At 38.5% G+C, this 26,406-nt stretch carries 23 protein-coding genes; 10 read left to right on the forward strand and 13 right to left on the reverse strand.

The window, feature by feature from the left end:
• Window positions 1-263: 263 nt before the first annotated feature.
• From folD to AC27E9_RS18235, 4 genes are all read left to right on the forward strand, one after another.
• Window positions 264-1,133 carry a bifunctional methylenetetrahydrofolate dehydrogenase/methenyltetrahydrofolate cyclohydrolase FolD gene (gene folD, locus AC27E9_RS18220; protein ID WP_487132678.1) on the forward strand — a complete coding sequence of 290 codons (870 nt, stop codon included), beginning with the start codon at window positions 264-266 and terminating at the stop codon, window positions 1,131-1,133.
• 276 nt (window positions 1,134-1,409) lie between these two features.
• Complete coding sequence (locus AC27E9_RS18225; RefSeq protein ID WP_487132680.1) at window positions 1,410-4,520, forward strand: efflux RND transporter permease subunit; 3,111 nt, start codon at window positions 1,410-1,412, stop codon at window positions 4,518-4,520.
• A gap of 22 nt (window positions 4,521-4,542) precedes the next feature.
• On the forward strand, window positions 4,543-5,616 hold the full coding sequence (locus tag AC27E9_RS18230; RefSeq protein WP_487132682.1) for an efflux RND transporter periplasmic adaptor subunit: 1,074 nt from the start codon (window positions 4,543-4,545) through the stop codon (window positions 5,614-5,616).
• A gap of 55 nt (window positions 5,617-5,671) precedes the next feature.
• Window positions 5,672-6,484, forward strand: a complete 813-nt coding sequence (locus tag AC27E9_RS18235; RefSeq protein WP_487132684.1) for a DUF3750 domain-containing protein — start codon at window positions 5,672-5,674, stop codon at window positions 6,482-6,484.
• 30 nt (window positions 6,485-6,514) lie between these two features.
• Here AC27E9_RS18235 and AC27E9_RS18240 read toward each other — a convergent pair whose 3' ends face one another.
• Together AC27E9_RS18240 and AC27E9_RS18245 are read right to left on the reverse strand one after the other, a co-directional pair.
• Window positions 6,515-7,003 (reverse strand): GNAT family N-acetyltransferase, encoded by a 489-nt coding sequence (locus AC27E9_RS18240; protein WP_487132686.1) that lies wholly within the window; start codon window positions 7,001-7,003, stop codon window positions 6,515-6,517.
• Window positions 7,004-7,056: 53 nt separating this feature from the next.
• Window positions 7,057-7,323: a hypothetical protein gene (locus AC27E9_RS18245; protein WP_487132688.1), complete on the reverse strand. Its 267-nt coding sequence runs from the start codon at window positions 7,321-7,323 to the stop codon at window positions 7,057-7,059.
• Between the two features lie 269 nt (window positions 7,324-7,592).
• Between AC27E9_RS18245 and AC27E9_RS18250 the strand changes: the two genes are divergently transcribed.
• Window positions 7,593-8,942: a DEAD/DEAH box helicase gene (locus AC27E9_RS18250; RefSeq protein WP_487132690.1), complete on the forward strand. Its 1,350-nt coding sequence runs from the start codon at window positions 7,593-7,595 to the stop codon at window positions 8,940-8,942.
• 114 nt (window positions 8,943-9,056) lie between these two features.
• Here the strand turns inward: AC27E9_RS18250 and AC27E9_RS18255 are convergent, their stop codons facing one another.
• The 3 genes from AC27E9_RS18255 to AC27E9_RS18265 are packed head-to-tail and all read right to left on the reverse strand — an operon-like array spanning window position 9,057 to window position 13,854.
• Window positions 9,057-9,617: a YceI family protein gene (locus tag AC27E9_RS18255; protein WP_487132692.1), complete on the reverse strand. Its 561-nt coding sequence runs from the start codon at window positions 9,615-9,617 to the stop codon at window positions 9,057-9,059.
• 23 nt (window positions 9,618-9,640) lie between these two features.
• The gene (locus AC27E9_RS18260; protein WP_487132694.1) at window positions 9,641-12,787 is read right to left on the reverse strand and encodes an efflux RND transporter permease subunit; all 3,147 of its coding nucleotides are present in this window, start codon (window positions 12,785-12,787) and stop codon (window positions 9,641-9,643) included.
• Window positions 12,787-13,854: an efflux RND transporter periplasmic adaptor subunit gene (locus AC27E9_RS18265; RefSeq protein WP_487132696.1), complete on the reverse strand. Its 1,068-nt coding sequence runs from the start codon at window positions 13,852-13,854 to the stop codon at window positions 12,787-12,789. The genes AC27E9_RS18260 and AC27E9_RS18265 overlap by 1 nt, the downstream gene beginning before the upstream one ends.
• Before the next feature lie 146 nt (window positions 13,855-14,000).
• Between AC27E9_RS18265 and AC27E9_RS18270 the strand changes: the two genes are divergently transcribed.
• Genes AC27E9_RS18270 through AC27E9_RS18285 form a run of 4 tightly spaced genes read left to right on the forward strand, consistent with a single transcriptional unit; the run spans window position 14,001 to window position 17,036 of the window.
• Complete coding sequence (locus tag AC27E9_RS18270; protein WP_487132698.1) at window positions 14,001-14,663, forward strand: response regulator transcription factor; 663 nt, start codon at window positions 14,001-14,003, stop codon at window positions 14,661-14,663.
• Window positions 14,660-16,015 carry a sensor histidine kinase gene (locus AC27E9_RS18275; RefSeq protein WP_487132700.1) on the forward strand — a complete coding sequence of 452 codons (1,356 nt, stop codon included), beginning with the start codon at window positions 14,660-14,662 and terminating at the stop codon, window positions 16,013-16,015. Before AC27E9_RS18270 ends, AC27E9_RS18275 begins: the two co-directional genes overlap by 4 nt.
• Before the next feature lie 39 nt (window positions 16,016-16,054).
• Entirely contained in the window at window positions 16,055-16,558 is a 504-nt protein-coding gene (locus tag AC27E9_RS18280; protein WP_487132702.1) for a GNAT family N-acetyltransferase, read from the forward strand.
• A gap of 28 nt (window positions 16,559-16,586) precedes the next feature.
• The gene (locus AC27E9_RS18285) at window positions 16,587-17,036 is read left to right on the forward strand and encodes a GFA family protein (protein WP_487132704.1); all 450 of its coding nucleotides are present in this window, start codon (window positions 16,587-16,589) and stop codon (window positions 17,034-17,036) included.
• On the opposite strand, the gene AC27E9_RS18290 is transcribed toward AC27E9_RS18285, so the two are convergent.
• Both AC27E9_RS18290 and AC27E9_RS18295 read right to left on the reverse strand, forming a co-directional pair.
• On the reverse strand, window positions 17,037-18,596 hold the full coding sequence (locus AC27E9_RS18290; RefSeq protein WP_487132706.1) for a carotenoid oxygenase family protein: 1,560 nt from the start codon (window positions 18,594-18,596) through the stop codon (window positions 17,037-17,039).
• A 10-nt stretch (window positions 18,597-18,606) separates the two neighbouring features.
• Window positions 18,607-19,056 (reverse strand): DUF2141 domain-containing protein, encoded by a 450-nt coding sequence (locus tag AC27E9_RS18295; RefSeq protein ID WP_487132708.1) that lies wholly within the window; start codon window positions 19,054-19,056, stop codon window positions 18,607-18,609.
• A 157-nt stretch (window positions 19,057-19,213) separates the two neighbouring features.
• On the opposite strand from AC27E9_RS18295, the gene AC27E9_RS18300 reads away from it, so the two are divergent.
• Window positions 19,214-20,053: a LytTR family DNA-binding domain-containing protein gene (locus AC27E9_RS18300; protein WP_487132710.1), complete on the forward strand. Its 840-nt coding sequence runs from the start codon at window positions 19,214-19,216 to the stop codon at window positions 20,051-20,053.
• Window positions 20,054-20,072: 19 nt separating this feature from the next.
• Here AC27E9_RS18300 and AC27E9_RS18305 read toward each other — a convergent pair whose 3' ends face one another.
• The 6 genes from AC27E9_RS18305 to soxC form a co-directional block, all read right to left on the reverse strand.
• Window positions 20,073-20,579 (reverse strand): SRPBCC family protein, encoded by a 507-nt coding sequence (locus AC27E9_RS18305; RefSeq protein WP_487132712.1) that lies wholly within the window; start codon window positions 20,577-20,579, stop codon window positions 20,073-20,075.
• Window positions 20,580-20,597: 18 nt separating this feature from the next.
• Window positions 20,598-21,248 carry a TetR/AcrR family transcriptional regulator gene (locus tag AC27E9_RS18310; RefSeq protein ID WP_487132714.1) on the reverse strand — a complete coding sequence of 217 codons (651 nt, stop codon included), beginning with the start codon at window positions 21,246-21,248 and terminating at the stop codon, window positions 20,598-20,600.
• Between the two features lie 484 nt (window positions 21,249-21,732).
• Window positions 21,733-22,572, reverse strand: coding sequence for a 23S rRNA (adenine(2030)-N(6))-methyltransferase RlmJ (locus tag AC27E9_RS18315; protein ID WP_487132715.1), 840 nt, complete (start codon window positions 22,570-22,572; stop codon window positions 21,733-21,735).
• A 100-nt stretch (window positions 22,573-22,672) separates the two neighbouring features.
• Complete coding sequence (locus AC27E9_RS18320; protein WP_487132717.1) at window positions 22,673-24,265, reverse strand: ABC-F family ATPase; 1,593 nt, start codon at window positions 24,263-24,265, stop codon at window positions 22,673-22,675.
• Between the two features lie 239 nt (window positions 24,266-24,504).
• Window positions 24,505-25,107 (reverse strand): c-type cytochrome, encoded by a 603-nt coding sequence (locus AC27E9_RS18325; RefSeq protein WP_487132719.1) that lies wholly within the window; start codon window positions 25,105-25,107, stop codon window positions 24,505-24,507.
• Complete coding sequence (gene soxC / locus AC27E9_RS18330) at window positions 25,097-26,326, reverse strand: sulfite dehydrogenase (RefSeq protein ID WP_487132721.1); 1,230 nt, start codon at window positions 26,324-26,326, stop codon at window positions 25,097-25,099. Before soxC ends, AC27E9_RS18325 begins: the two co-directional genes overlap by 11 nt.
• Window positions 26,327-26,406: the final 80 nt, after the last annotated feature.

Here is a 26,406-nt window from a genome sequence, read left to right on the forward strand (position 1 = left end):
GAAAAGCCCGATTCGAAAGAGTCGGGCTTTTTGTTGTTTAAAATAGTTCCATGAACTCCATATCTATTATCCTAGTAATCTTTTATTGCTGAAATAGCTTTCTAATATTGATATAGATCGATAAATAAAAAATTATTCGTTAATTTAGCTATTAATGTCTTTGTATATTAACCATATTTTTCTTAGGATAATGGCTAAGTTGTTGCAGAGTTATTTTGTTCAAAGTAGCAAATATTTCTTCTGATTAATAAATGAGAATAATAATGAATATAGATGGAAAATTAACAGCGAAGAACCTACGTGAAGAATTAACTGTTGAAGTATCGAAGCTAAAATCTAGTTACAGCATTCAGCCAAAACTTACCGTAATTCTTGTTGGAGAAGATCCTGCAAGCCAAGTTTACGTAAAAAATAAAGTTAAGCAGACGCAGGAAATAGGAATGATTTCAGATGAAATTAAGCTGCCTGCAGATACTGAACAAGCTGAATTATTAAAATATTTGGAACATTTAAATAACGACCGAAATATTCATGGAATATTGGTTCAACTACCATTACCAAAGCATATAGATGAAAGTGTCATTATTGCTGCAATTAACCCTGAAAAGGACGTTGATGGTTTCCATGCCATGAATTCTGGACGTTTATTTAATGGTGAGGCTGACGCATTAGTGCCTTGTACCCCGCAAGGTTGTATTATGTTAGCAAAGCAACATTTAGGGGGAGATCTATCAGGAAAGCATGCTGTTGTAATCGGTCGTTCCAATATAGTTGGCAAGCCAGTGGCAATGTTATTACTGCAAGAAAATTGTACAGTAACTATTGCACATTCTAGGACCAAGAATTTACCTGAAGTTTGTCAACAAGCTGATATATTAGTTGCGGCTGTTGGTATCGCAGAATTTGTTAAATCCGATTGGGTAAAAGAGGGGGCAACTGTAATTGATGTTGGCATTAACCGGATAACTACAAATGAAGGTAAAACCAAGCTTGTTGGCGATGTAGATTATGATGCGGTTGCTGATAAATGTGGTGCCATTACACCTGTACCTGGAGGTGTCGGGCCAATGACAATAGCCTGCTTATTGAAAAACACCATAACAGCGGCGAAACAGTCTGCGGGCATTAATTAATTTAGTTGAATTAATATTAAGGAGGTTGATTATAACCTTCTTAATGAACTATTACTCTCTCGATAATAATTTCATTCAAACTTACTTTGTTATTCAAAGAAATATTTCAAACTATGTCTGAGCATTGCAAACAATGTCGACTTCGTTGTTTGACTTGAATTACTTACCATTAATCGTATGCATACTTTCTAAATTGTTATCTACTGTTATTTTTTAGTTATGACATTCACTACCAATATATCGTTATTGGTTAATGATAAATAACTGGAAAATGCAATGAAGCTAACGTCAAACGCTCTTACTAGCCCAGCAGCAGTCTCTGTCGGAGTAGCGCTTATTCTACTTGTTGGTATGCTCAGTCTGTTTAAATTACCAGTACAGTTATTCCCAGATATTGAACGACCTCGTATAGCTATCCAAACTTTTTGGCGGGCAGCTTCACCACAAGAAGTCGAATCAGAGTTAATTGAGCCACAAGAACAAGTGTTACGTGGAATTCCTGGTCTAAGTTCAATGAATGCGTTTGCAAATAGAGGCAGCTCGTTTATAAATTTAGAGTTTGGTGTTGACACGAATATGGAACAAACTTTAATTGAAGTGATCAGTCGAATGACTCGTGTTCCTAATTTGCCACGTGATGCAAGGCCTCCGAGAATAATGTTAGGTGGATTTGGAGGCGGCACTCCGGCTTTAACATTCTTTTTCTTACAAGCCTTGCCGGGTAATGATAAGCCTATTTCAGATTACATCGATTTTGCCAACGATACGATAAGACCTCGAATCGAGTCAATAGAAGGGGTATCAAGTGTTCAAACCTTCACCCAGCAAAATAGAGAAGAGTTACAAATTCGTTTTGATCCTGTCAAAGCTGCAGAATATGGTATTCAAATCCCAGCATTAATAGCATTGGTATCTGAATCGAATGATGTATCTGGTGGTTTTGTTGATGTTGGACGCAGACAATATACGCTACGTTTTAATGGAAAATATCGAGTAGATGAGCTTTCAGACTTAATACTTGAATCTCGAAATGGCAGCAATATTAAACTGAGCGATGTTGCGACCGTAGAAGTTCGAAGAAACGATCGGCAAAACGTAGCGGTGCAAAATGGTAACCCTGCCTTCTCTATGCGAATCAACCGCGCTAATGGTGCCAATGTTTTAGAAACGCTAAATCGAGTTAAAAGTGAGGTTGAGTTAATTAACTCTGAAATCCTGGCTGAACGACAGCTTGTGATGGTGCAATCATTCGATGCTTCAGTATTTATTTACAGAGCGATAAACCTTGTTACAGGGAATTTATTTGCCGGTGTCATTCTCTCTCTGTCTGTGTTGTGGTTCTTCATTAGGCGAATGCGCGCAACCTTAATTATCGCTACAGCTATTCCTGTCAGTTTATTGAGTACCTTTATCGTTCTAGAAATTACGGGTCGTTCACTTAATGTTATTTCATTAGCCGGCTTAGCTTTTGCCGTAGGTATGGTGTTAGATGCCGCCATTGTTGTACTTGAAAATATACTACGAATGCGAGACAAAGGTCTTGATCATCACCAGAGTGCTGAAAAAGGTGCTGAGCAAGTGTGGGGGGCGTTATTAGCTTCTACAGCAACAACTGTAGCAATTTTTTTACCTGTTTTTTTCTTAAAAGATATCGAAGGGCAACTCTTTGGAGACTTAGCACTAACCATAGCTATCGCAGTCTCGGTTTCATTAATTGTTGCTGTAGTGCTATTGCCTGTACTAGCAAAATATTTTTTGAAGCAACAATCAGCAGAAGATCCTAATGAAAAACTTTGGCAACGCATTACCGCATTTGTTATGCGCATTACATCATCATCTAAAAAACGTTTGATGGTTTCAGGTGTGTTGCTAGCGGTGCCAATTGCAATTACCTATTTTGCTATGCCGACATTAGATTACTTACCGCCGGTGAAGCGTGATGCCGTTGATGCTAACCTGCGCTTCCCACCGGGCGCTAATGTCAATACCGTTGAAAAGGAAGTGGTTGATCCAATCGTCGCAAGATTAAAGCCTTATATGGATGGAACAAAAGAGCCAGCACTTAAAAATTACTATTTATTCTCTGGTCCGTTTGGTGGCAGTTTAGGTGTGCGCGCTAAGGACCAATCAAAAGTAAATGAATTACTTGATGTTGTTAGAAATGAAATTTTGGTTGATTTACCCGATACACAGGCATTTGCTTATCAAGGTAATTTGTTCGGTGGCTTTGGTGGTGGTCGTCAGGTCAGTGTTCATTTGCAATCAAAAGATACGAGAGCTCTGCAAAATACTGCAAGGCAAGGTATTGAGTGGATAAAAACGGCAATTCCTGATGCAAGGGTACAGGCTAATCCAGGAACTGAAATGGCTGAGCCAGAATTACGTCTAACACCTAATGATAGGAGTATCCTTGAGCAAGGCTGGAATAGACGAGATCTTGGTCGAGTGGTTAGAACCATGGGAGATGGCTTGTTTGTTGGTGAATACTTCAATGGTAGCAAACGCTTGAATATGATTTTACGTGCCGAAGGTTGGGATGATCCCGATAATTTAGGGGATGTACCCGTAGTAACTGGTACAGGCACTATTACTCAATTATCTGAACTTGTTGATATTCAGCGTACTGTTGGTCCAACTCGACTAACGCGTATTGATGGTAATAGGACTATCACTTTAAATGTTAATCCGCCGGAAGGTTGGTCGTTAGAGCAAACCATAGCAACATTAAAATCGGAAGTAGAACCTCAGTTAAAAGCGAGTTTGCCAAATGACGCTAATATTCTATATGGTGGCAGTGCTGATCAATTGGAAAAAGCGATTAGTGTTATGGCAGAGAATTTTGCCTTTGCTTTAGTCATTTTATTTTTGTTAATGGCGGCTTTATTTCGTTCGGTTAAAGATAGCGCTTTAGTATTGATAACGATTCCTCTAGCTACTGTTGGAGGGATCTTAGCTTTACAACTACTCAATACCTTTATCTTTCAGCCGTTAGACTTATTAACCATGATAGGTTTTGTTATTTTACTTGGTTTAGTGGTAAATAACGCCATTTTACTCGTTCACCAAACTCGCATTGCTCAACAAAGTGGTATGTCACGTGTTGATGCCGTACAACAAGCATTAACACTTAGGTTACGTCCTATCTTTATGAGTACAGCAACGAGTTTCTTCGGAATGTTGCCATTACTACTAATGCCCGGTGCTGGCAGTGTTATTTATCGCGGTTTATCCGCGGTAATTGTTGGTGGTCTTGCGGTTAGTACTCTATTTACTATTGTGCTACTACCTTGTTTATTAAGGTTACAACGTAGTGACTTCTTAATTGGTGTTACAGCCACCCCCCATCTTGAAAAGCCAGCTCACATTAAGTTAATTGCTGACAAGTAATCAATAATTTTTGGAGATTATAATGAATAAGTTTTGTAATTATTTAAGCATGATAACACTGACGTCTAGCTTAATTATTAGTAATCATGTGTTTGCCGAAGAGACAGAAAATCCAGGGCAATTAGTCAGTGTTGAAAAGGTTAAAAATGAGCAGGTTAACCCAACATTGTGGCTACCAGGCAATGTTATAAGCAGGATGAATGCACAATTATCAGCAGAGCAAACAGGGCAATTATTATGGATTGAAGATGTCGGTGCACAAGTGGAAAAAGGTCAAATAATTGCCAAAATTGATAATCGACATTTAATACTGCAACTTTCTAGTCAACAAGCACGAATTAAACGCTTTCAAGCTGATGTAGTGTACCTAACTAGTCAGAAAAAACGGATGTCGGCATTGAGTCAAAAAAATAATACCGCTATTAGTGAACTGGAACGTATTACCAAAGACTTAGCTGTCGCTAAAAGCGAGGTACTTGCGCTAACTATGCAGATTAAACAAACTGAACTGTCTATAGAAAAAACCACTATTGTTGCACCATTTTCAGGCAATATCAGTCAACGCTTTGCACATGTTGGAGAATTGATCACGATAGGGCGTTCATTAGTACAATTAGTTGATACCAATAATTTAGACATTATGGTGGCGGCACCGATTTCTATCGCACCTTTTTTAAAGAAAGACGCGAAAGTATTAGTGAAGTGGCAGAATAAATTAGTAGAACTTCCGGTCAGAACATGGAGTAAAGCAGGGGTTCAGTCTTCACGTACTTTCGATGTTAGGTTATCGGCTAAGAATTTAGCGCTACTAGCGGGGTCAGCTGTGACGGTTTCTTTGCCAAAAGAGCAAGTTCGTCAAGCAACACTGGTGCCAAGAGATGCCTTAGTACTTAGAGAAAAAGAGACTTTTGTATTGACAGTTGATGAAGATAATAATGCTAAGAAAGTCAATGTTCTTGTTGGTCAAGGCAGTGGCAGCTGGATATCAGTTTCCGGTGCAATTTGGGCTGGTGATGAAGTGATTATTCGAGGCGGTGAGCGCTTGCAGGAAGGTCAAAAAGTTAGAAGGGGGGTAAGCTTAGTCGCTCAGCGATAATATTCCCTCCAAGGTAAATTTGTGTTGCTAAGAATAATAGAATTTGAGGATGTTTATGAATTACTTTCGTATCGGACTAGTAACAATAAGTTTAATTTTAATGCTGGGTTTTTTAAGTAGTTGTTCTAGTAATCAGAAAGTAACTAGTGGCCTATTAGCACCGCAACCTAAGAATTATCAAGGTGGTGTTATTCAAGTTTACTCGGCGCGTACATGGGGCGCTAAGCAAGCTGTAGCTGTGCATACTTGGGTCAGCGTTAAACGCAGTGGTGATGATCATTATACTAGTTATGAAATTATTGGTTGGCGTTTACGCCGCAGTGATACTGCCCTCGTGGTTAGAAATAATAATCCAGATAGAGATTGGTGGGGACATCAACCTGAATTGTTACTTGATTATCGCGCTGCTGATGCCGATATGCTTATTCATCGTATTGAACAAGTGGTAGAAAGCTATCCTTATAAAAGTGAATATCAAGCCTACCCGGGACCCAATAGTAATACGTTTACTGCTAGTATTGGCCGAGCTATACCTGAATTGGGTTTAGATCTGCCTTCCACCGCAATCGGAAAGGATTATAAACCTTTGAATGAAATGTTTGGCCGCTCATCTTCAGGCAGTGGTGTGCAAGCTTCGCTATTTGGTTTGCTTGGAGTAACTCTTGGTATTGAAGAAGGGTTGGAAGTTAATATTCTAGGCTTAAATTTTGAGTTGGATTTATTTGACCTTGCCATAGAATTACCAGGCGTAGGGCGCATAGGCTCCGATGTTGTTGAAGACAAGGCACATTCAATTGAAACTTTGAAAAATTCGAAAACGTCAAAGTCTGTAATAACAGATAAGCCAGCAAAGGATGCGGCCAATTAGATCGCTAATTATTCTACTTGGTGATACTGATTAATCGTTTACAAAACGGCAGAAACAACTAAGTGTAGGCTGTTTCTTTTGATAACTTTCCAAGCGCTGTCGGAACTCTTCAGGTAGCGTGGCAATATCACTTTCTGAATTAAATATCTGGAATTGATTAGCAAGGTAAAATGAAGTTAATTCATCTTCGGCATAACAGATAAGCTTTTTGTATTTATTTGTATTATCTTGATTTTTCTCGGTTAAAATTAGCTGTAATATTTTACTAGCAAAACCTTTACCTTGAGAGTTCTTGTCGGTAACTAATGCATGTAATAACCAATACTCAGAAGGCTCTTTACCTGCTGAGACGATAGCACTGGCGATAATATGATTATTAATCTTTATTAAATATGTTTGGTCATAGCCAATAAAGGCAGCGGAATAATGTTGTGCTTTATAAAATCGTAAAATATCTTTTTTATCAGCTTTACTCGCTTTTACAACATTGACAGACGTAGAGGAGATTTCAGGACTCATCAAGGTAAGTATTAAATCAAAGTAAATGGTGTTGCGAGTTTATAACAGTGCTCTTATTTTAGTAAGTCGTTGCGTACCAAACCACGGCGAATATTTTTGCAAAGCTTTCCTAGTCGGCTAATATCACCAAGCAATGGTTGCTCGTTATTAGCCAAGCGAACTTCCCAGTCACTTAGTTCAGTATCTGCTAGTTCAAGCAACTTTTTCGGACAACCAACACATTTTCCTGCACATATTTGTGCTTCTGGTAATGTAAATGGAAACTCAAGTCGTACTTGCTCGATGAGCTGATGCATAGCTGCAGATGCTTTAGGTTTCATTTTATATCTTCACTAACTCTAATCAATTGTAGTTTAAGCAATTACTCGAAAGCTTGTTTTGCGTTAGCGCAAACTAAGCTTGAATTACAGTATTAAGTGGAGAATAGTGATTAGTAAATTGATAACACAAAAAGTATTTTAACTTTTTCACTAAATAGCATAGCTAAATGTCGGCATTTACAGGTTATAATAGCGTTATACATTTGTCGTTTAGTAACGATTAGCATTAAGTTTAATAAATAACTTAGCAATAGCAGTGGAGATTAAGTTTGCAGTTTAGTGATTTTGGATTAGATAGAAAGATAATGTCAACAGTGGAACATTTAGGTTTTACTGAGCCAACTGAAATTCAGCAACAGGCTATTCCTGCTGCCATGACAGGGCAGGACTTAATCGCGTCTTCTAAAACAGGCTCAGGTAAAACTCTTGCATTTCTTATTCCTGCAATGCAGCGTTTGTCAAAGAATCGAGCGTTGAGCAAACGAGATCCTCGTGTGGTTATTTTAACGCCGACTCGTGAACTAGCTAAGCAAGTATTTTCACAATTGCGTATGTTTACCTCTGGTTCAGCATTTAAAGCCGTGTTGATTCTTGGTGGTGAAAACTTTAATGATCAGGTTAAGGTTTTAGAAAAAGATCCACACTTTATTGTGGCAACACCTGGTCGTTTGGCGGATCACTTAAGCCAAGGTCATTTCTATTTGAATGGTCTAGAATTGCTTATTCTTGATGAAGCTGACCGTATGTTAGATTTAGGCTTTGCTGAGCAATTAGCGCAAATTAATAAAGCTGCAGATCACCGTAAGCGCCAAACCTTAATGTTTTCAGCAACGTTAGATCACGCACAAGTTAACGACTTTGCCTTAGCGTTATTAAAAAAACCTAAGCGTATTGCAATTGGTAGTGCCCATACCGAGCATAAAGACATTACTAAGCGTTTTTACCTTTGCGATAACTTAACGCACAAAGAAGCATTACTTCAGCACTTCATTGCAGCTGAAGAACATCAGCAAATGATTATATTTACGGCTACTCGTGCTGATACTGATAGGCTAGCAAAACTATTAACAGAACAAGGTTTAAGTACTGTTGCTTTGAGCGGCGAATTAAATCAAAGCCAACGTAATCAAATAATGGACGGTTTCAGTAAAGGCCAGCAAAAGATATTGATCACCACTGATTTAGCCTCGCGCGGTTTAGATTTAGTGAATGTATCACACGTTATTAACTTTGATATGCCGAAACATACTGAAGAGTTTGTTCATCGAATTGGTCGTACCGGCCGTGCCGGCAGCACCGGTGATGCTATTTCATTTGTTGGGCCCAAAGACTGGCTAAGTTTTAAAAATGTTGAAGGCTTTTTACAGCAAAAATTAACTTTTGATGTGGTTGATGGCCTAAAAGCTAAGTTTAAAGGGTTGAAACCAAAGAAAGCGAAAGCAACGAATAAAGTTAAAGCTAGTAAACAAGCAGAAGCGACAGTTAAAAAAACAAAAGCGAAGAAAATAGTTAAGAAGAGCTTTTTAGCGCAAGATGCCGGTGACTTACCCGTATTAAAGCGTAAGCAAACAGTTGCTCCAAAAGATATTGAAAATAGTGACTTAGAAGAGATAGATTAGCTCAACCTTGCTGCTTAGTAGTCTTCCCAATAGCAAGCACATCGCACGCAATAAGTATTTAAACAGCTTCAATTTAATGGTTAAATAATTGAAGCTGTTGGTTCACTTACAAACTTATTTACGTTTACCTTCTATGTGTAAGTCAAATTCAACGGCACCGTAATTATTATCAATACCAAAATCTGGCATTAATATTTGTGTCTTACCTGAAAAACCCGCACGGTAGCCGCCCCACGGATCTTTACCTTCACCAATTTTCTCGGCATCAATAGTGATAGATTTTGTTACGCCATGTAGGGTTAAATCACCAATAACAGTAAGTTTATTATCGCCGAGATCAATCACTTTGGTACTAACAAATTTAGCAGTAGTAAATTTATTGCTATCAAGATAATCATTGGTACGGATATGCTTATCACGACGTGCATGGTTGGTATTAACACTAGCAGCGTCAATTTCTAATGATATCTTGGCATTATTAATGTCATTTTCATCATAACTAAATTCGCCAGAGAACTTATCGAATCGTCCGGTTAACCAACTATAATTTAGGTGCTTAACTTTGAAGTTGATAGACGCATGAGCGCCATTGGTATCAATAACGTAGTCTGCAGCTTGCGTTGAAGATAATGTTGCAGCGCATAAAAGTGCTGTTGCTAAAAGGTGTTTTTTCATTTCGTTCCCTTACGATTCGTTAATTATATTTGCTGTTGTAACTTGTTCGTTGGTGCAGGCGCTTTCATTAAACTGACTAATAAAGCCGGTAAGAATGTTAGCGTTAATAAAGTTGAAAAAATAATGCCGGAAAGTACGATGATACCAACTCCGCGGTATAATTCTGTTCCATCACCAGGAATGAGCACTAGTGGAGCTAAACCAAACACGGTAGTTGATGTTGACATTAATATTGGCATTAAGCGTTTTTCAACGGCAAACTTTACTGCTGCTCTGACATCAATATTACCTTGCTGCATATTTTTTCTTGTTTGATCAACAATTAGTATTGGATTATTAACCACAGTACCTAGCAGTATTAAGAAACCCAGCATAGTGATCATATCTAATGGTTGATGAAAAGCCGTTAACCCTGTTGTTGCTAGTAATGAATTTATGCCATTCACACTAATAAGCCCTAATAAACCACCTGCCATACCCAATGGAATAGTGGTTAAAATAAACAATGGGTAGCGCCAATGGGTAAAAATTGCGACCAATAACAAATAACTTAATACGATAGAAATAATAAAGTTAGCCGATAACGAGGTTTTCGTTGCTTCAAGTTGATCTGCCGCACCGCTAATGGTTAAGTTGATACCTTGCGCTATTTTTCCTTGTTGGCGTAACTGAGTTATTAGCTCGCTTCTTACCATTCGCTCAGCATTTTCTAACGCAACGTTACGTGGCGGTATAATATAAACGGACACTGTTCTATTGCCGTCAACACGACGCAAACTGTCGCTACTATAGCTAGCCTGCATGTCGGCAAGTGCATTTAATGGCATTACTTGTCCTGCTGGCGTGATAATAGGAGAGTTTTCTAGCTGGGAGATATTTTGCTTATTCCCAGCATTGCTAAAGATAAAAATATCGACTTTATCGTCATCTAAAATGAACTCGTCAACATAAGCGCCGTCACTTAATGCTGAAATGGCGTAACCTAACTCACTGTTACTTAGCCCCAATTCAGCAAGCCGATGCCAACGCGGCATAACTTCTATTAATGGTTGGTTTAAGCTTAATGAGCTTGGTTGTGAGTTAATTTGTGGGTTGTCAAAAACCACTTTAGCTTGCTCGTAAACGGCTTCAGCTGCTTGATATAGTTCCACAAGATTTGGACCTGAAATGTCGACAGCAACAGCACGTGTACCGCCATCGTTACTTGAAATAATTGAACCGCGAGATGAAAATGCTCGCATATTATCGTAGCTACGAAACTTTTTAGTGATAGTGTCCATCATATTTTGGATATTTTCAGCATCAACAGGCCTACTTAGTACCCATATGCGACCTGCAGAAACGGACATTGAATAGTAGCTAAGTGGTGGCATTTCAGTTGCACCACTTTCAAATGCTTCGTTAGAAACATTAATATATTGATCAAAATAGCTGCGTAACTCTTCACCAATACGCTGCATTTCACTAAGGTTATAACTTGGCGGCGCAATCATCATTGAGAATGCTTTTGGCTCTTCACCTTCCGGTAAGTATTCTGCCGCAGGCATAAACAGGGTAGCTGAGCCTAAGGTTAATATTGAAAAAGTTAACACAGTAGTGATTGCACGTGCTTTGCTTTTAATAAATATATCGACAAAAGCTAACCATTTTTTAGAGAGTGTTAGTTGTTTTGTGCTACTCGTTGTATTTTTAGTTACATTAGCAATAGTAACTGGTACGACAAAAATTGCGACTAACATTGAAGCGATAATGGCACCTGAAATGGCAATAGCAATGTCAGAATAAAGCTGCCCAGCTTCTTGTTCAACAAACAGAATCGGTGCAAATACCAGTATTGTTGTTGCTGTAGAAGCCAGTACGGCAGGCCAAACATCCTTTACGCCTTCAATGGCAGCCTCAAAACTATTTTTTGTGCGTTTACGGGCCTGCATTATGCTTTCAAGAACAACGATGGTGTTGTCTACTGTCATGCCGATTGCAAATGCTACACCCGCTAGTGAAATAACATTTATGGTACGACCAAATAGCATTAAGCCAATAAAAGCGGCAATGGTACACATTGGAATACCAATAATACCGATAGTGGTAACTTTTACTGAGCGCAAGAAATAGAACATAACAATGGTGGCAAGTAAACCACCTAGAAATAAGTTAAACCAAACATTTCCAAGTGAGCTTTTAACGTATTCGACATCGTCACTGACCAGTAAAAGCTCAAGGCCGTTGTAGTGGAGTAAGTCGTTGTTGATACGCTCAACAACCGTTAGCATTTTATCTTTGATATCAAGCACATTTGAGCCGCTTTCACGACGCACCGACAAGCTAATGGTTCGCTCACCATCAAGGAAAGACAAACTACGGGTTTCGTAATGATCGAGAATAACTTCCGCGACATCTTTTAGATAAATATTCACCTGGTTATTACGTTGAATAATGATATTTTCAAGTTCAGTTATATTGCTAAAACGGCCAATAACACGAATTAAATAACGCTCTTTTTCAGTTTCAATATCACCTGCTGATGCATCTTTATTGCGATTACGTATCGCATTTCTGACCGAACTGATGCTAATTCCACGTTGAGCGAGACGAGCTGGGTCAACTTTTATTTGTATCTGTCTTGCTGCTCCGCCATTTACTCTCACTTCAGAAACACCGGCAACACTTTCCATGCGCGGCCGAATAAAGTCTTCAGCATAATCGCGAATTAAGTCCATATCTAAACCTAGCGGATTACCACGCTCAGGTTTTAATGAGAAATACATAAAGGCATTACTGGAAAATGAACTGGAAATTAAACGAGGTTGGTCAACATTTTCAGGATATGACGATACTTGACTTAAGGCATTATTGACATTGATCATGGCGTCATTAACTTCTACACCAAATGGGAATTCAAGCTCTATTGTTGCTCGGCCCATAGCAGCATAAGAGGTCATGCGTTTTAAGTTAGGTAAGCTTCTTAAATACCTTTCCTGTTCAATTAGAATTTCTTTCTCAACATCTTGTGGAGTCGCACCAGCCCAGCCTGTGCGTACGGTGATGGTTCTTACTTCTAAATCTGGGATCATTTGTACCGGTATATTGAGCGAGCCTACTATGCCGAGAATACAGGTAATGGCAACAATAACGGCAACTAACGTACCTTTGTTGATAACGGCCTTAAACACTACTTCGCTCCTTGAACTTTATTAATGCTAACCGTAGCGCCTTCAACGAGTAACTCGTTGCCAGAAGTAACTACAGCAATGTTATCGCCAATACCCTGTACAACAACATTATCAAGACCACTACGTAATAGTGTAATAGCAACTCTCTTTACTTGGTTATTAACAACAGAATAAACGCTGTAGCTTCCATCCGGATGACGTTTTAAAGCTGATTTTGGTAAGCTCACTTGAGTTTGATTTTCGTTAGGTAACAATAAATGAACTTTTGCTGACATTCCTGAAATTAACTGCTGGTTATTAGGTAAATCTATTCGAGCAGAAAATGTTCTGCTTAAAGGATCTGATACTGCGGTATATGTTGTTAATGGCAAATGCAAAGGTTGTTGCTTTTTAGCATCGGGACTCACAATTGTTTTTATCGCTTTACTTTCGGTGACGTCACTAAAATATTGCTGTGGAATATCAATAAATATGCGTAACTTATTGTCGGATACCAACTGAAAAACATGGCTTTGTGGGGTTACCCATTCACCAATATCGACTGAACGCTGGGCAATAGTTCCTGAGAATGGTGCAATAAGTGTATGGCGATTGACGACTTCTTGTGCGCGGGCAACCGTGGCTTCGGCTTGCGTACGCATAGCCTTACTATGTGCAACATTTGACTTTCGCTCTGCCAAAAGTGTTTTAGCTATGACTTTGTTTTTAGCTAGTTCAGTTATTTCATTGTATAAACGCAAATTTTCTTGGTATGTGACTTGTGCTGACGCTAATGCCGCTTGAGCTTGTGTTAACTCTATTTCAGCCAAAGAGCTGTCTAAAGTCATTAATGATTGGCCTTTAGTTACGTGGTCGCCAATATCAACTTTAATGGCCCTAACAACACCAGACTCTAAGCTTGCTAACTTTGCATCATTAAGCGCGGTGATGTTCCCTGTTAAAACAAGCTCTTGGCTATTTGCTTCTTGTTTACTATAAACAACTTGCACATTGGTTGTTTCAGCCCAAGTATTGAAATAGATACAAAGAGGCAATAAAGATATTGATTTGAAAAATAAGTGACGCATTGAGTTTTTTCCTTTTTATGCGATACCAAAATAACCGTAATAAATTTACTTTACAGATCTTTATGTGAACAGAACGTGACAAGAGTTCACGTTCTAATCACATACAGTTAGTTTATAATAAACTCGATATTTTTCTGGGAGCACATATGCGGATTTTACTTGTTGAAGACAATACCGATTTAGCGGCAAGTATTGCTGATTATCTTGAGATGAAAGGACATGTTTGCGATCTTGCTGATAATGGAAAGTCAGGGTTACAGGCGACGTTAAATAACACTTATGACATGTATGTTTTTGATATTGCGATGCCAAAAATGGACGGATTAAGTTTATGTCAGTTATTACGTGAACAATATCATGATGACACCCCTGTGCTATTTTTAACCGCTCGCGATACCTTAGCGGATAAACAAGCAGGCTTTTCCGCTGGCGCTGATGACTATTTAGTAAAACCTTTTGATCTTAGTGAGTTACTAATGCGTCTTCAGGCTATTTATAATCGTTATCTTGGCGTGAAGAAAACATTGCAGCTGGAAGATTTATGTATAGATTTAAAAACTGAATCGGTAAGCCGAGCAAACGACATTATATCGTTGTCTCCCAACACCTATAAGTTATTAGTAGTGTTAATGCAGCGTTCACCTGAAGTTGTGCTCAGGCAAGAGTTAGAGCATTTAGTTTGGGGGGACGATTTGCCTGATAGTGATTCTCTACGTAGTCATATTTACAAACTGCGCAATAAAATTGATAAACCATATGGGCAAGCATTAATTAAAACAGCTAAAGGGCGAGGGTTTAGTATTTCATGAGATTATTACAAAGTATTCGCTTTCGTATTGTTATCGCATGTGTCATTTTTTCAATTGTTGTAACCTTAGGTTATGGCTGGGTCACATTCTACGGTGTTAAGTATAATTCTGATGAAATATTTAATTGGTATATTTCCCAAGAAGCAGGGCAATTAATTGCAGAATACGAAAAAAATCCTACGCTTGTTTTTAACCAAGTAACTACAGCTAAGGTATTTGTAAGTGATGAAAAAAAGGCGCTTAAAACAGCAGCCAATTATTTTATTAGTGACAATACCCGAAACCAGTTTACACAAGTTAGCAATTTTGAAGAGGTGCGGGTTCCGGGACCAAAATTTTCTACAGAACAAGGTTACATTATTTATGAATTTATTGCTGATCATAAAACCATTCACATTTTAAAATCATCGCTAGCGCAGGAAAATAGTAAGTACTTTTACTATATGGTTGATGTAAGTGATTTTGTAAATTACGACAATCATTCAGAAGAATATATTGCAGAATTATTCTTAAAAATATTGGTCATTATTATGGTTCTTGCCTTAGTGATTGGTTTTGTTTTGGCAAGAATGGTTGTGTCGCCACTGACACGTTTAGCAAATTCTGTTGATGGTGTTGATCATCAACATTATCTAGAAAGTAACGAAAAATATTTTGATGATGAAATTGGTTTTCTTGCCAAGCGAATTGACTCATTCGTAATGAGAACACAAAATTTTGTTGAGCGAGAAAAAGTTTTTTCTCGTGATGTTAGCCATGAATTGCGAACTCCTGTGGCTAGCAGTCGAGCGGCAGTTGAGCTTGCATTGTCTACACCTGAAGGGCAATCAGGTAAATTAAACCAATTTCTATTAAGAATCAGTCGTGCAAACAAGGATATGACTCATCTTATCGAAACATTTTTAATTTTAGGGCGCGAACAACACCAAGAGCTTAAAAATGTTGGTTTCAGCTTGCATGCTCTCGTCGATAGTTGCTTTGCTAAGCATGATTACTTGAAACGAAACCAAGCTATATTGTGCTTAAATAAAATTGATACATCTTTGGAAATTTCATGTGCTAAAGAATCTCTAGCTATTGTTATTGATAACCTTGTTCGTAACGCCTTACAGCATACCAGTGAAGGTAGTGTATCTGTTTTAATTGAGAACAAATGCATAGTTGTTCGTGATACTGGAGATGGCATGAGTGAACATAATAAAGCACCAGAAAATACTAACGTATTAGAGAAATCAGGTGTTGGTTTAAATATTGTTCGCCGTTTAAGTGAAAAACAAGGTTGGCGAGTTCACGTTGAAAGTAAAGTGTGCCAAGGCACGAGTGTATTTATTGATATTTCTAACATCGAATAGTTATATAGTTAGTAAATTTAATAAAAAGAAACTTAAGTTATGACAAGTAATATCAAAATCAGGGCTGCAACCAGCTCAGATCGTGAGTTCATTTTCAGTTTATCAGCTAATTTGGCAGACGTTGCTGATTTAAATTGGCATAGTCGCGAAGCAGTACAAACCATGCAAGATGATTATATTGCCGATATGTTTGCAAGCATGTTTGACGGCTCGACCACACCAAAAACATTTTTGATTGCTGAGCGAACTGATGAACTCAATGAAGTCCACACTGCGCAACCTTTAGGTTATATCCATGCGTGCGAACGTAAAGATGATATTTCCAGTGAGAAGTGCGCTACGGTAACCTTATTGGCGGTTTCTGAAATTGCACAAGGAAACGGAATAGGGAAACTATTACTGCAAGCCGCAGAAGACTGGGCACAACGACAAGGTTATCGATTGTTGCATTTAGAGGTTTTTGCCAATAATAGTAAAGCCCAAGTCTTTTATAAAAACCTAGGTTTTAATCCAGAAATGATGACGATGATTAAAAAATTTTAAAGGCGAAAGAGCTTGAAGAGGCGATCAATTGAGTAATACTCCTGAGCAGAAAAATATAAATAAAGGCAGTTGCTTATGTGGCAAGGTAGCCTTTTCAGTTGAACAATTTGAACCATTAGTGGGGCATTGCCATTGTCAAATGTGTCGTAAGTTTCACGGTACGGCATTTTCTACTTTTGTTGAAGTGAAACTTAAGCACTTAACTTGGATACATGGTGAAAGTGAATTAAAAACCTATCAAGCTGAGAATGAGTTATTAAGAAAGTTTTGCCAGCATTGTGGTTCAAGCCTCATGTTCATTTCTAGCTTTAATCAACAAGCTAAAACCGTGGAATTAGCGTTAGCTTGTTTTGATACTGAGCCAAAAGTTAAGCCAGATGCTCATATTTATTTATCAAGCAAAGTGGGCTGGTATAGCCCACAAGATGATTTAGCTAAATTTCAGCATTACCGCAGCAATAAATGTGATGAAATTTAATTAAGCGGGTTTGAAGCTGCCATGTAATCCTAACGGTAAATGGTAGGGGAGCCAAGCACGACAAACGGGTCCAGCACTGAGTTGATTCGCTTTAAATATATTTAAACAACTACGTTTGCTCGGTATATGTAATGCGGTTCCTACTAAATAACCTGAGCCTTCTTTTGCGTTACGTGAAACAATAATGTGCTCTTCAGCAATAAAGTCTTCGCCATAAACAAATTTATCTTTGTTGCCGTTATCGGTATTTAGGCAGCAAACGGTATCGCGCCAGTAATTACTTTCAGTATGCGAAAGGGTATATAGCTTGCTGTAACGCTGCCCTACAACATGGTCATATACGCGAGGAAATTCACTGTCTCCTGCAATTACAGATTTAGATGCTGCGCCGTTTGGATGTAATGTAAATAATACTGTGTTGGGTGAGTTGTCTAGGCTACGTAATTTACCTGACATTAATTCAGATAGTTCATTCATAATATTGAAATTATCATTGATGCTGGCGTCAAAATGTATGGTGCCGTCGTTTTCCTCCCAAGCATTACCAAAGTGAAAGGCAAACCCTGCATCTAGTTCAAATTGCTTTTTCAGCGTTAAGGATTGCTTGTCGATAACTAATACTTGCATAGCTAAACCTTTGTCGTATTGGATGCTATTAAAAAGACCTGTAGCGCTAGGGTCGTTTGACGGTTTAGATGTTAACGATGGCAATATAAGTAAAATATGTTTGTGCGTGATCAGAAAGTCATGCAGCATTTTTCCCTGATAACGAGCGTTGATCATACCGACATTTTTAACTTGCCCCTTTGCGGATAGCTGATATAAAGCAATATGACCTGACAGGCTCAAACCAAAATTCCAAATATCACCGTTGGCTTCTATTTTCGGGTGTGCTGAAAATGCTAATCCTTTAAGTTTGTTACCGTACTGGCTTTTCTCACCCAAATTGACGCGGCGTTTAGTCGCGAGCGTTTTAGCATCTAACGCAGTCGCTGAGCCAGACTCCCACAATGCCCATACTTCATCATTAACCGGAATAACATTTATGTTGGCAGTGTTCACGGCGTCAGCATGTGACACACTTTGGCTATTTTCTAGCTGGCTCTGAGGGCCTGAATATAAAAACTTACCGCTGTTTTGCTCTTTAATAAATTTTGTTGTTTCTACAAACTTACCTTGATGATAAATATTACCGTCTGAAAATGTAAAACTATTGACCATACCGTCACCTTCAAACTGATGTAGGTAACGTTGTTCATTTCGCTCAAATTTTGCTGGGCCATTACGGTAAAGTACGCCACTAATATTTTTAGGTAGCTCTCCCTCAATCATCAGCTGCTGTTTAGGAAAGTTGCCTACAGTGTTCTTTAAACCGAGCAATGTCGGGCTAGTTTTTAACGCACAGTTAAAAGCTTGCTTAGCATTGATCAGTAAATCCGTTTTACTTTTTGCATTTTTGTTGGCATGGGCCAGCGCAGCGATAGGATTACTCATTACTAAGTTACTAGCGCCTATGCCAGCTATACCAACAAGATTTTTTAATAATTGACGACGTTGCATATCATTAGTCCTAATAAACAATAGTAGAAGTGTTCACTTGGGTTTCATTAGTTATATGAAATTTTATTTGTGAATAATCAACAGGACCATAGTTTGCTTTGGCATTATTTGAGTAACCATAACCTTCAAGCGGCATACCAAATAAATTAGTTTCCATGCTGGCGTTGTCATTTTCGTCGTGATAGTAACGAATACCATAGTCGTTTAAGGTATTTTCATCTAAGTTATCTAAGTCTAGGTCGTTGAACGTTATCGTTACTTGCCCTTGCTTAGCGTTGGTAATACTAGAAAGGTAGGCTTTGTTATTTTGATAGTTCTCAGACCCTTTAAACAGTTGTACGTATATTTTTCCTTTGCTAGATTTAACTCCGTCAATTTTAAACTCCAGAGTTTTTGCTGATATAAATGGCGTAGTAAATAACATTGCGATAGCACAAACGGTTGTTGTTATTGAATTCATTTTATTTTCCTTTCTATTATTTTATTGCGGTTTATATAAGTAGTTACCATTGCTTCGATGAGGAAAGAGGATAAAATGGCAAAATTAAAAAGAAAATTAACAGTTCGTGAAGTAGCACAAATTCTTCGTAAAAATAACCAAAAAGGCCGATGTACCGTTGACGAATCGTGAATTAACCATTGAAAATAAAGATAAAACTATAAAATGGGACCGCAATAAAATTAAAAATGATTCTGTACTAATTGTTGCCATTGCAAGTGTTTTGGCATTGTTAACGCCATTTGGCATGGACCAAGTAGGTATGTTACCCGGATGGTTTTTTTGGTTGGTACTTTGCTTTAGTGGCTATTTTATTTATTCACCACTTATCTATTTTGGTAACGAATACTTACAAAGGCGAGCAGCAGGTGTGTTCTCAAAATACTGGTTTCGCATTGCATTTTTAGCGGCAATTGCCAGTATTATTATGAGTTTTGTTGTACCGTTTGTCGTTATTCTGTTCTTTGATATTCCAGCACCTTACTTGTCTTTGGTACCGCAAATGATGTTGAGAACTTTTATCATGGGTGGGCTAATTTCATTTATTCATACTTTAAAAAATCATTTTCAGCTACAAAAGCAGCAATTATTACAACAAGAAAAGCAGCTAGTAAAGCAAGAACAAAGTAGCGAAGAACGCTCGAATAAAAAATTTAACGACTTTATGGCAAAGCTGCCGATAGATAAACGTGGTCAGCTATTGTGTTTAGAAATGGATGACCACTATTTGAAGGTTCATACCGATAAAGGGCATCATTTATTACTCATGCGTTTTAAAGATGCTTTGGCATGTTTAGAAGAATATCCGGGCGTGCAAACACATAGATCGTGGTGGGTTGCAAAAGAAGCAATAGTGGCGGAAGAAAAAGATGGGCGAAAGTTGCTGCTTAAACTTGTTAACCAACAACTTGTACCTGTTTCTCGAAGTTTTTTAGCGCAAGTTAAGTCAGTGCTATAAAAAAGTTTTATCTCGTATTTTAGGCGCTAAGTATTTTCGTTAAATTGTTATTTTTCGGTAACTTTTCACCAATATTTTCCCCAGTATCACTATGATATGCCAAACCAGTCATGAGCTTTTTAAATACAGACTTCATGAAAGGTTTCATGATAAATTGCCCCAATAGCCAACCTAATGGACCGGCTTTAACCACAAAATCAGCTGACATATAAATCTCACAGCTATTCTCATCAATGGCTGTTACTTTCATAGTGGCATACATTTCTTTTAATGGTAATGAAAATTCGGACAATACCATTTTATAGCCTTTACCTGGATAGTATTCGATGATCTCTTCAACTAGGCTAGAACCATCATTAAAAGTACATAACCTTTTAGCACCTAAACCTGAATTTATATCACTGATTATTGGTGATGATTTGATTGTGATTGCAAATTTTTCTACGCTACTAAAGTCTTCTAATATTTGCCAAACCTTTTCAGATGGCACGTTAACTTTGATGGTATTTTCGCTGTGATGAGACATTGTTTATTCCTAATGTAATTAATGAGTCGCTTGTAAGCCACGAATGATGATTTCTATGGCAGTCGTTAAATCTTTTTCAAAATTGGGTTTTAACGCTTGAAATTCTTCTAGTTGATAAATGTTTTTCAGTGCCTCACTTTGGGTATTTGCAGCCCAATAGTTCGCAGTTGCTGCATAACTTAAGGTTAATAACCTAAATGCATTTTCGCCGACAATATCAGGATAAATTCTGCTGATATCAACAGTGAGTTGAAATAGTAAGTTCATTGATAAGCGTTTAAATTCAAGCAACTGTTCAAATGAACTGTTTCTTTCCAATGAAATAAATAGCAACGGCATCAAATCGAGAAACTTGGGCTGAGCTAACAGTGTATTTACCCAAGCGTCAGCAAAATCAACTGCTGCAACGTTTTGTGGTAAATCTTGTAATTGCTTTGCAAAGTCATCAACCCACTTTTCAAATAAGTCAGCAAAAACATTTAAAAAAATATCGTCTTTTGAGCTGAAATAGCGATACATATTGGATTTAGTGAAACCTGCTTCCGCTGCAATACCGTTAAAACTAACCTTGTCGTAACCATTTTTTATAAATAATGTCAGTGCAGCTTGGTAAATGGCGACTTTACGCTCATTTTTCTTTTCGTCTGTTCGTGCTCGTTGCCAATTCATACTTAAGTGTCCGATGGTCTCTTAATGATAATGATAAGTGACCGATAGTCTCTTGTCAATAATTTAAACAACTACATTTTAAAATAGGGGCAAACGTAGCGTGCACAATGAAGGCTAAAACAAATTCATAATGATGAAGTTAAATTGGCTGTTATCGATTGTGTCGGAAGCTTTATATTAATAAAAATGCATTTAACTCTTTGATATATTGATTTATATCTGCGCTAGATTAACTAGAACGATGGTGTTTTAATGATTGAATAAAATAGATCGCGTAATCGGTAGTCAGTTATAGAGGAAGTTTTGACTAGATTGAAAAGCCGTTTTGGCTGGCGTGGTTTTGTTTTTTATCAGGCTTTTAACTGACAAATTAAAGTGAGTTGTTAGAGATGAATGGTAAATAGTTGAACGGTTAAGTTTATTTAAAATAATGACTTACTACAGTACCTATTCGGTTGACTAGGTACTGTGTCGTTTTATGAACTTATTCTGCAATTAACTGCTTTAAACTAAAGGTAGTTTCGTTGTTACCGAGTTTTGCAGTAATGTAAGGCAATATCTCTTCTAATTGCTTGCCTAACTGCCATGGCGGGTTAACAATAAACAACCCAGTGCCTGTCATGCCATATTCTTGAGTATCTGCACTTTGGCAATATTCAACTTGCACTAAGTTTCGCACATCGCTTTTAGTAAAAGCATCTTGCATTTGTTCTACAAGTTCACGCTTTACCACTGGGTACCATAAAATATAAGTACCTGTTGCGAACTTCTTATAAGCGTTAACTATGGTACGCACCGCTTTTAAGTAATCTTCTTTTAACTCGTATGGTGGATCTATCAACACCACGCCACGTCGACTGGGTGGTGGTACTAAACCTAGTACTCCTTGATAACCGTCAGATTGTTTAACGTGAGATTTATTCCAGCGTTGGCTATACGCTTTTAAATGCTCTATATCAGTTGGGTGTAATTCAAATAAATGAGCACTGTCTTGGCGGCGGGTAAATTGTCGGGCAATACCAGGTGAGCCGGGGTAGAGTGACAATTCTTCGCCTTGGTTGATATCACTGACTAAGTCGATATAAGGCTGTAATGCTTCAGGAATATCATTATTATTGATTAGCTTAGCAATACCGTCTTTATATTCTCCGGTTTTTTGCGCATATTCATCTTCAAGTTGATACATGCCTGCGCCAGAATGGCTATCAATGTAATAAAAGCCCTTATCTTTACGGGTCATATATTCTAGTACTAAGGTCAATACAGAGTGTTTTAATACATCGGCAAAGTTGCCGGCGTGAAATGCGTGACGATAACTAAGCACGATTTATCCTTAACGGGTGAGGTAGATGTTGCAAGGTACTACTGCTCTACTTTGGTGAAAGTTATTACAGTAATACCTTATACGGTGTCGCTAGTGTAGTTTATTCTTGAGAGGCAAGGTACTCGTCATAAGTACCGGCAAAATCGTTATAGCCGCTATCTTTTAATTCAACAATGCGCGTTGCTAAACTTGAGACAAATTCACGGTCATGACTGACGAATAAAATAGTGCCTTCAAACTTCTCCATCGCCATGTTTAACGACTCAATAGACTCCATATCCATGTGGTTAGTCGGCTCATCCATAACAAGAATATTTGGTTTTTGCATCATGATTTTACCGAACAACATACGACCTTGTTCACCACCCGATAATACTTTTACAGACTTGTTAATATCGTCAGCTGAAAATAATAAACGGCCTAAGTAACCACGAACCGCTTGTTCGTCATCAGTTGGTTGACGCCATTGGCTCATCCACTCGAATAAGGTCATGTCGTTTTCAAATTCGTGTGCGTGGTCTTGTGCATAGTAACCAATGTTGACGTTTTCTGACCAAGTATATAAGCCTGACGTTGGTTTGTATTCGCATTCACCCATAATAGTGCGTAAGAAGGTAGTTTTACCGATACCATTTTCACCGATAACCGCGATACGTTCACCTACTTCTACCATTAAGTCCATGTTGTGCAAAACATGATTATCATCGAAGCTTTTGTTCATGTTTTCTAACACAAGGGCGTTACGGAATAATTTCTTGTCTTGCTCAAAACGAATAAATGGGTTTACGCGGCTTGACGCTTTTACTTCCGCTAATTGAATTTTATCAATTTGCTTAGCACGAGAAGTGGCTTGTTTCGCTTTTGATGCGTTAGCAGAGAAACGGGCAACGAAGGCTTGTAACTCACCAATTTGTGCTTTTTTCTTGGCGTTGTCAGCCATTAACTGGGCACGTGCTTGCGTAGAAGCCAACATGTATTCGTCATAATTACCTGGGAATACACGAAGTTCACCGTAATCTAAATCGGCCATATGAGTACAAACACTGTTTAAGAAGTGACGGTCATGCGAGATGATGATCATGGTTGAGTCACGCTCGTTCAAGGTTTCTTCTAACCACTGAATGGTGTGAATGTCCAAGTTGTTGGTTGGCTCATCGAGTAATAAAATATCCGGATCTGAAAATAGTGCTTGTGCTAGTAACACACGTAATTTCCAACCTGGCGCTACTTCGCTCATTAATCCATAGTGTTGTTCAACCGGAATACCAACACCCATTAATAATTCGCCAGCACGGCTTTCTGCACTGTATCCGTCCATTTCAGCGTATTCAGACTCTAAATCACCAACGCGCATCCCTTCTTCTTCACTCATTTCAGGTAATGCGTAAATACGGTCACGTTCTTCTTTTACTGCCCATAACTCGGTGTGACCCATAATGACGGTATCGACAACAGAATATTCTTCAAAACCAAACTGGTCTTGACGAAGCTTACCGATTCGTTCGTTAGGATCTAAGTTAACGTTGCCAGATGTTTGCTCTAAATCGCCACCTAAAATTTTCATAAAGGTAGACTTACCACAACCGTTGGCACCGATTAAACCGTAGCGGTTACCACCACCAAATTTTTGTGAAATGTTTTCAAATAACGGCTTAGCGCCGAATTGTTGGGTAATATTGTTTGCAGCTAACATATAAGTTCCGTAGCGAATAATTTAACGAGCTAATGAAGTGCTAACTCGAAGTCAAAATAATGCGCGCGATTATACAGTTTATAGCGACGATATAAAAATTTCTTTTAGTAACATAAAAAAGGCCACTATAAAGTGGCCTCATAAGTAGCAGTGCGGATTGCCCCCGTAATACCTATGTTGGTATCATTAATATTTATAAGCTTTAGAAAAACCTAGTATGGTCACTAAGTTTCACCTCGTTACTGTGTGGCCCCATTACTTTTAAGTATTGCCTTTTCTTCCGTTTGCCACTTGCTTGACATATAAGCTTGTGAGGGCATTTTTATTTCTGCTAAGTTGTTGTGGCTAAGCTCTTTTTTGTCATCAATTATATTGTTCATCGCTAATATATATGCTGTTAAGGCATATACTTCGTCTGCTGATAATGATTTAACATTGCTTGGTGGCATGGCCCGGCGAATATAGTCAAATATCGAGGTAGCATAGGGCCAAGAAGCCCCAGTTGACCAAAAAGGCGCTTGGTTTTTCCCTCCTGTGAGCTTAGGAGCAGTTCCGCCACTCCCTTGCTGTCCGTGACAAGCTAAGCATTTTGCTTGATAAAGTATTTTTCCTTGAATTGCATTTCCCGTTCCTTTTGACAGGCCGACTCCATTTGGTAATACAGTAATGCTGATGCTATCAACTTGCTCGTTTGTTAAAGGTTTTCCTAGGTCAGGGCTTTTTTTATGTTCAGCACTAGTGTTTGTTAAACTTGCTTTGTTACCTATATTATTGGCGTTGGCATTAGTTGATAATAATATCAACAAGCTGGTTAACGTTATTAACGAGTGATTAAAAGACATTGCTTACGTCTCCTTTTTCAGATATTGCCCAACTTTGAATAGCGTTGTAGTGGTTATAAGAGCCAGCAAAGTATTGTGCTTTCCAAGCAGTATGTGTAGGTTGCACATTGCCAAATTCGTCAGTGGCACGGCTTTGTAGTTTTGCTGCTTTCCCTCGCCAATGCCAAGGCAAACTAAATTTAGTTAATGATTTACTGAGAATGGGGGGGTGAAGTTCAGCATTAAGCCAAGTGATACCGCCGTTATCAGAAACTTCAACTTTGGTAATTTTTCCTTTCCCCGACCAGGCTAAGCCTGAAATTTCATAAAAGCCACGTTCCTGTAGTTTTTGTTGACCAGAAGGGTGGGTGATTACAGATTTAACATCCATATAAAAGCTAAATTGTTCAATAGTGCCATCGGGCAGAGTTTCAGTGTAAGCACGTGATTCATCTTTGGTATAGGCGGGTTGGTCGACAACTTCTAAACGCCTGAGCCATTTTACATTCATATTACCTTCCCAACCCGGTAAAAATAGTCGCATAGGATAACCTTGGGCTGGTCTTAACCGTTCTCCATTTTGATAAAGGGCAATAATAGCGTCGTCCATCAGCTTTTCTAATGGAATGCTTCTCGCGTGGGTGCCAGCGTCACTGCCTTCAGCTATTACCCATTTTCCTTCGGGTTTAATGCCCGCTTCTTCTAGTAATAGTTTTACGGGAACGCCTAACCATTCTGAGCCTGACACTAATCCATATAAATCTTGCGCTGATTTATTCGCTGCCTTATCACTCAATGCTTGCGACCAAGTATTACCGCTACACTCCAAAAACATGATGCCACCTTGTAAAGGATAGCGCTCTAAGTCGTTAAGGTTAAAGCGTAATGCTCTTTCTGTTAGTCCATGAATATAAAGCTCATGTTGCTGAGGATTAATTTGTGGAATACCCGAATGATGCGCACCAAAATGTAAGCCCGGCGCAGTGATTATACCGCGCTGGTTAGCGATAGGCGTAAATGCTGCATTGCCGTGTGGAGGAATGACTCGTGTTATGTCTTTCTCAAATGTCGATGGTGAGCCATAAGGGCTATCAAACTCGCCTGGTATTAACATTGACTGAGGTATTTTTATGCTTTCGGCTAAAACTGATGGAACTGCTATGGCCGTCAGTAAAGAAGCGCCGGTTTTTAGAAATTCACGCCTAGGTACAAAGCCTGTTGTTTTATCGGGTTCTGACATTTGATACTCCTTAATCATGAATATTGTAAACACCTACTTTGGGTTAGGTATTTTTAGGCTGATTAAGGTTAAGACGAGCG

This window comes from Colwellia meonggei (genome assembly GCF_057537295.1).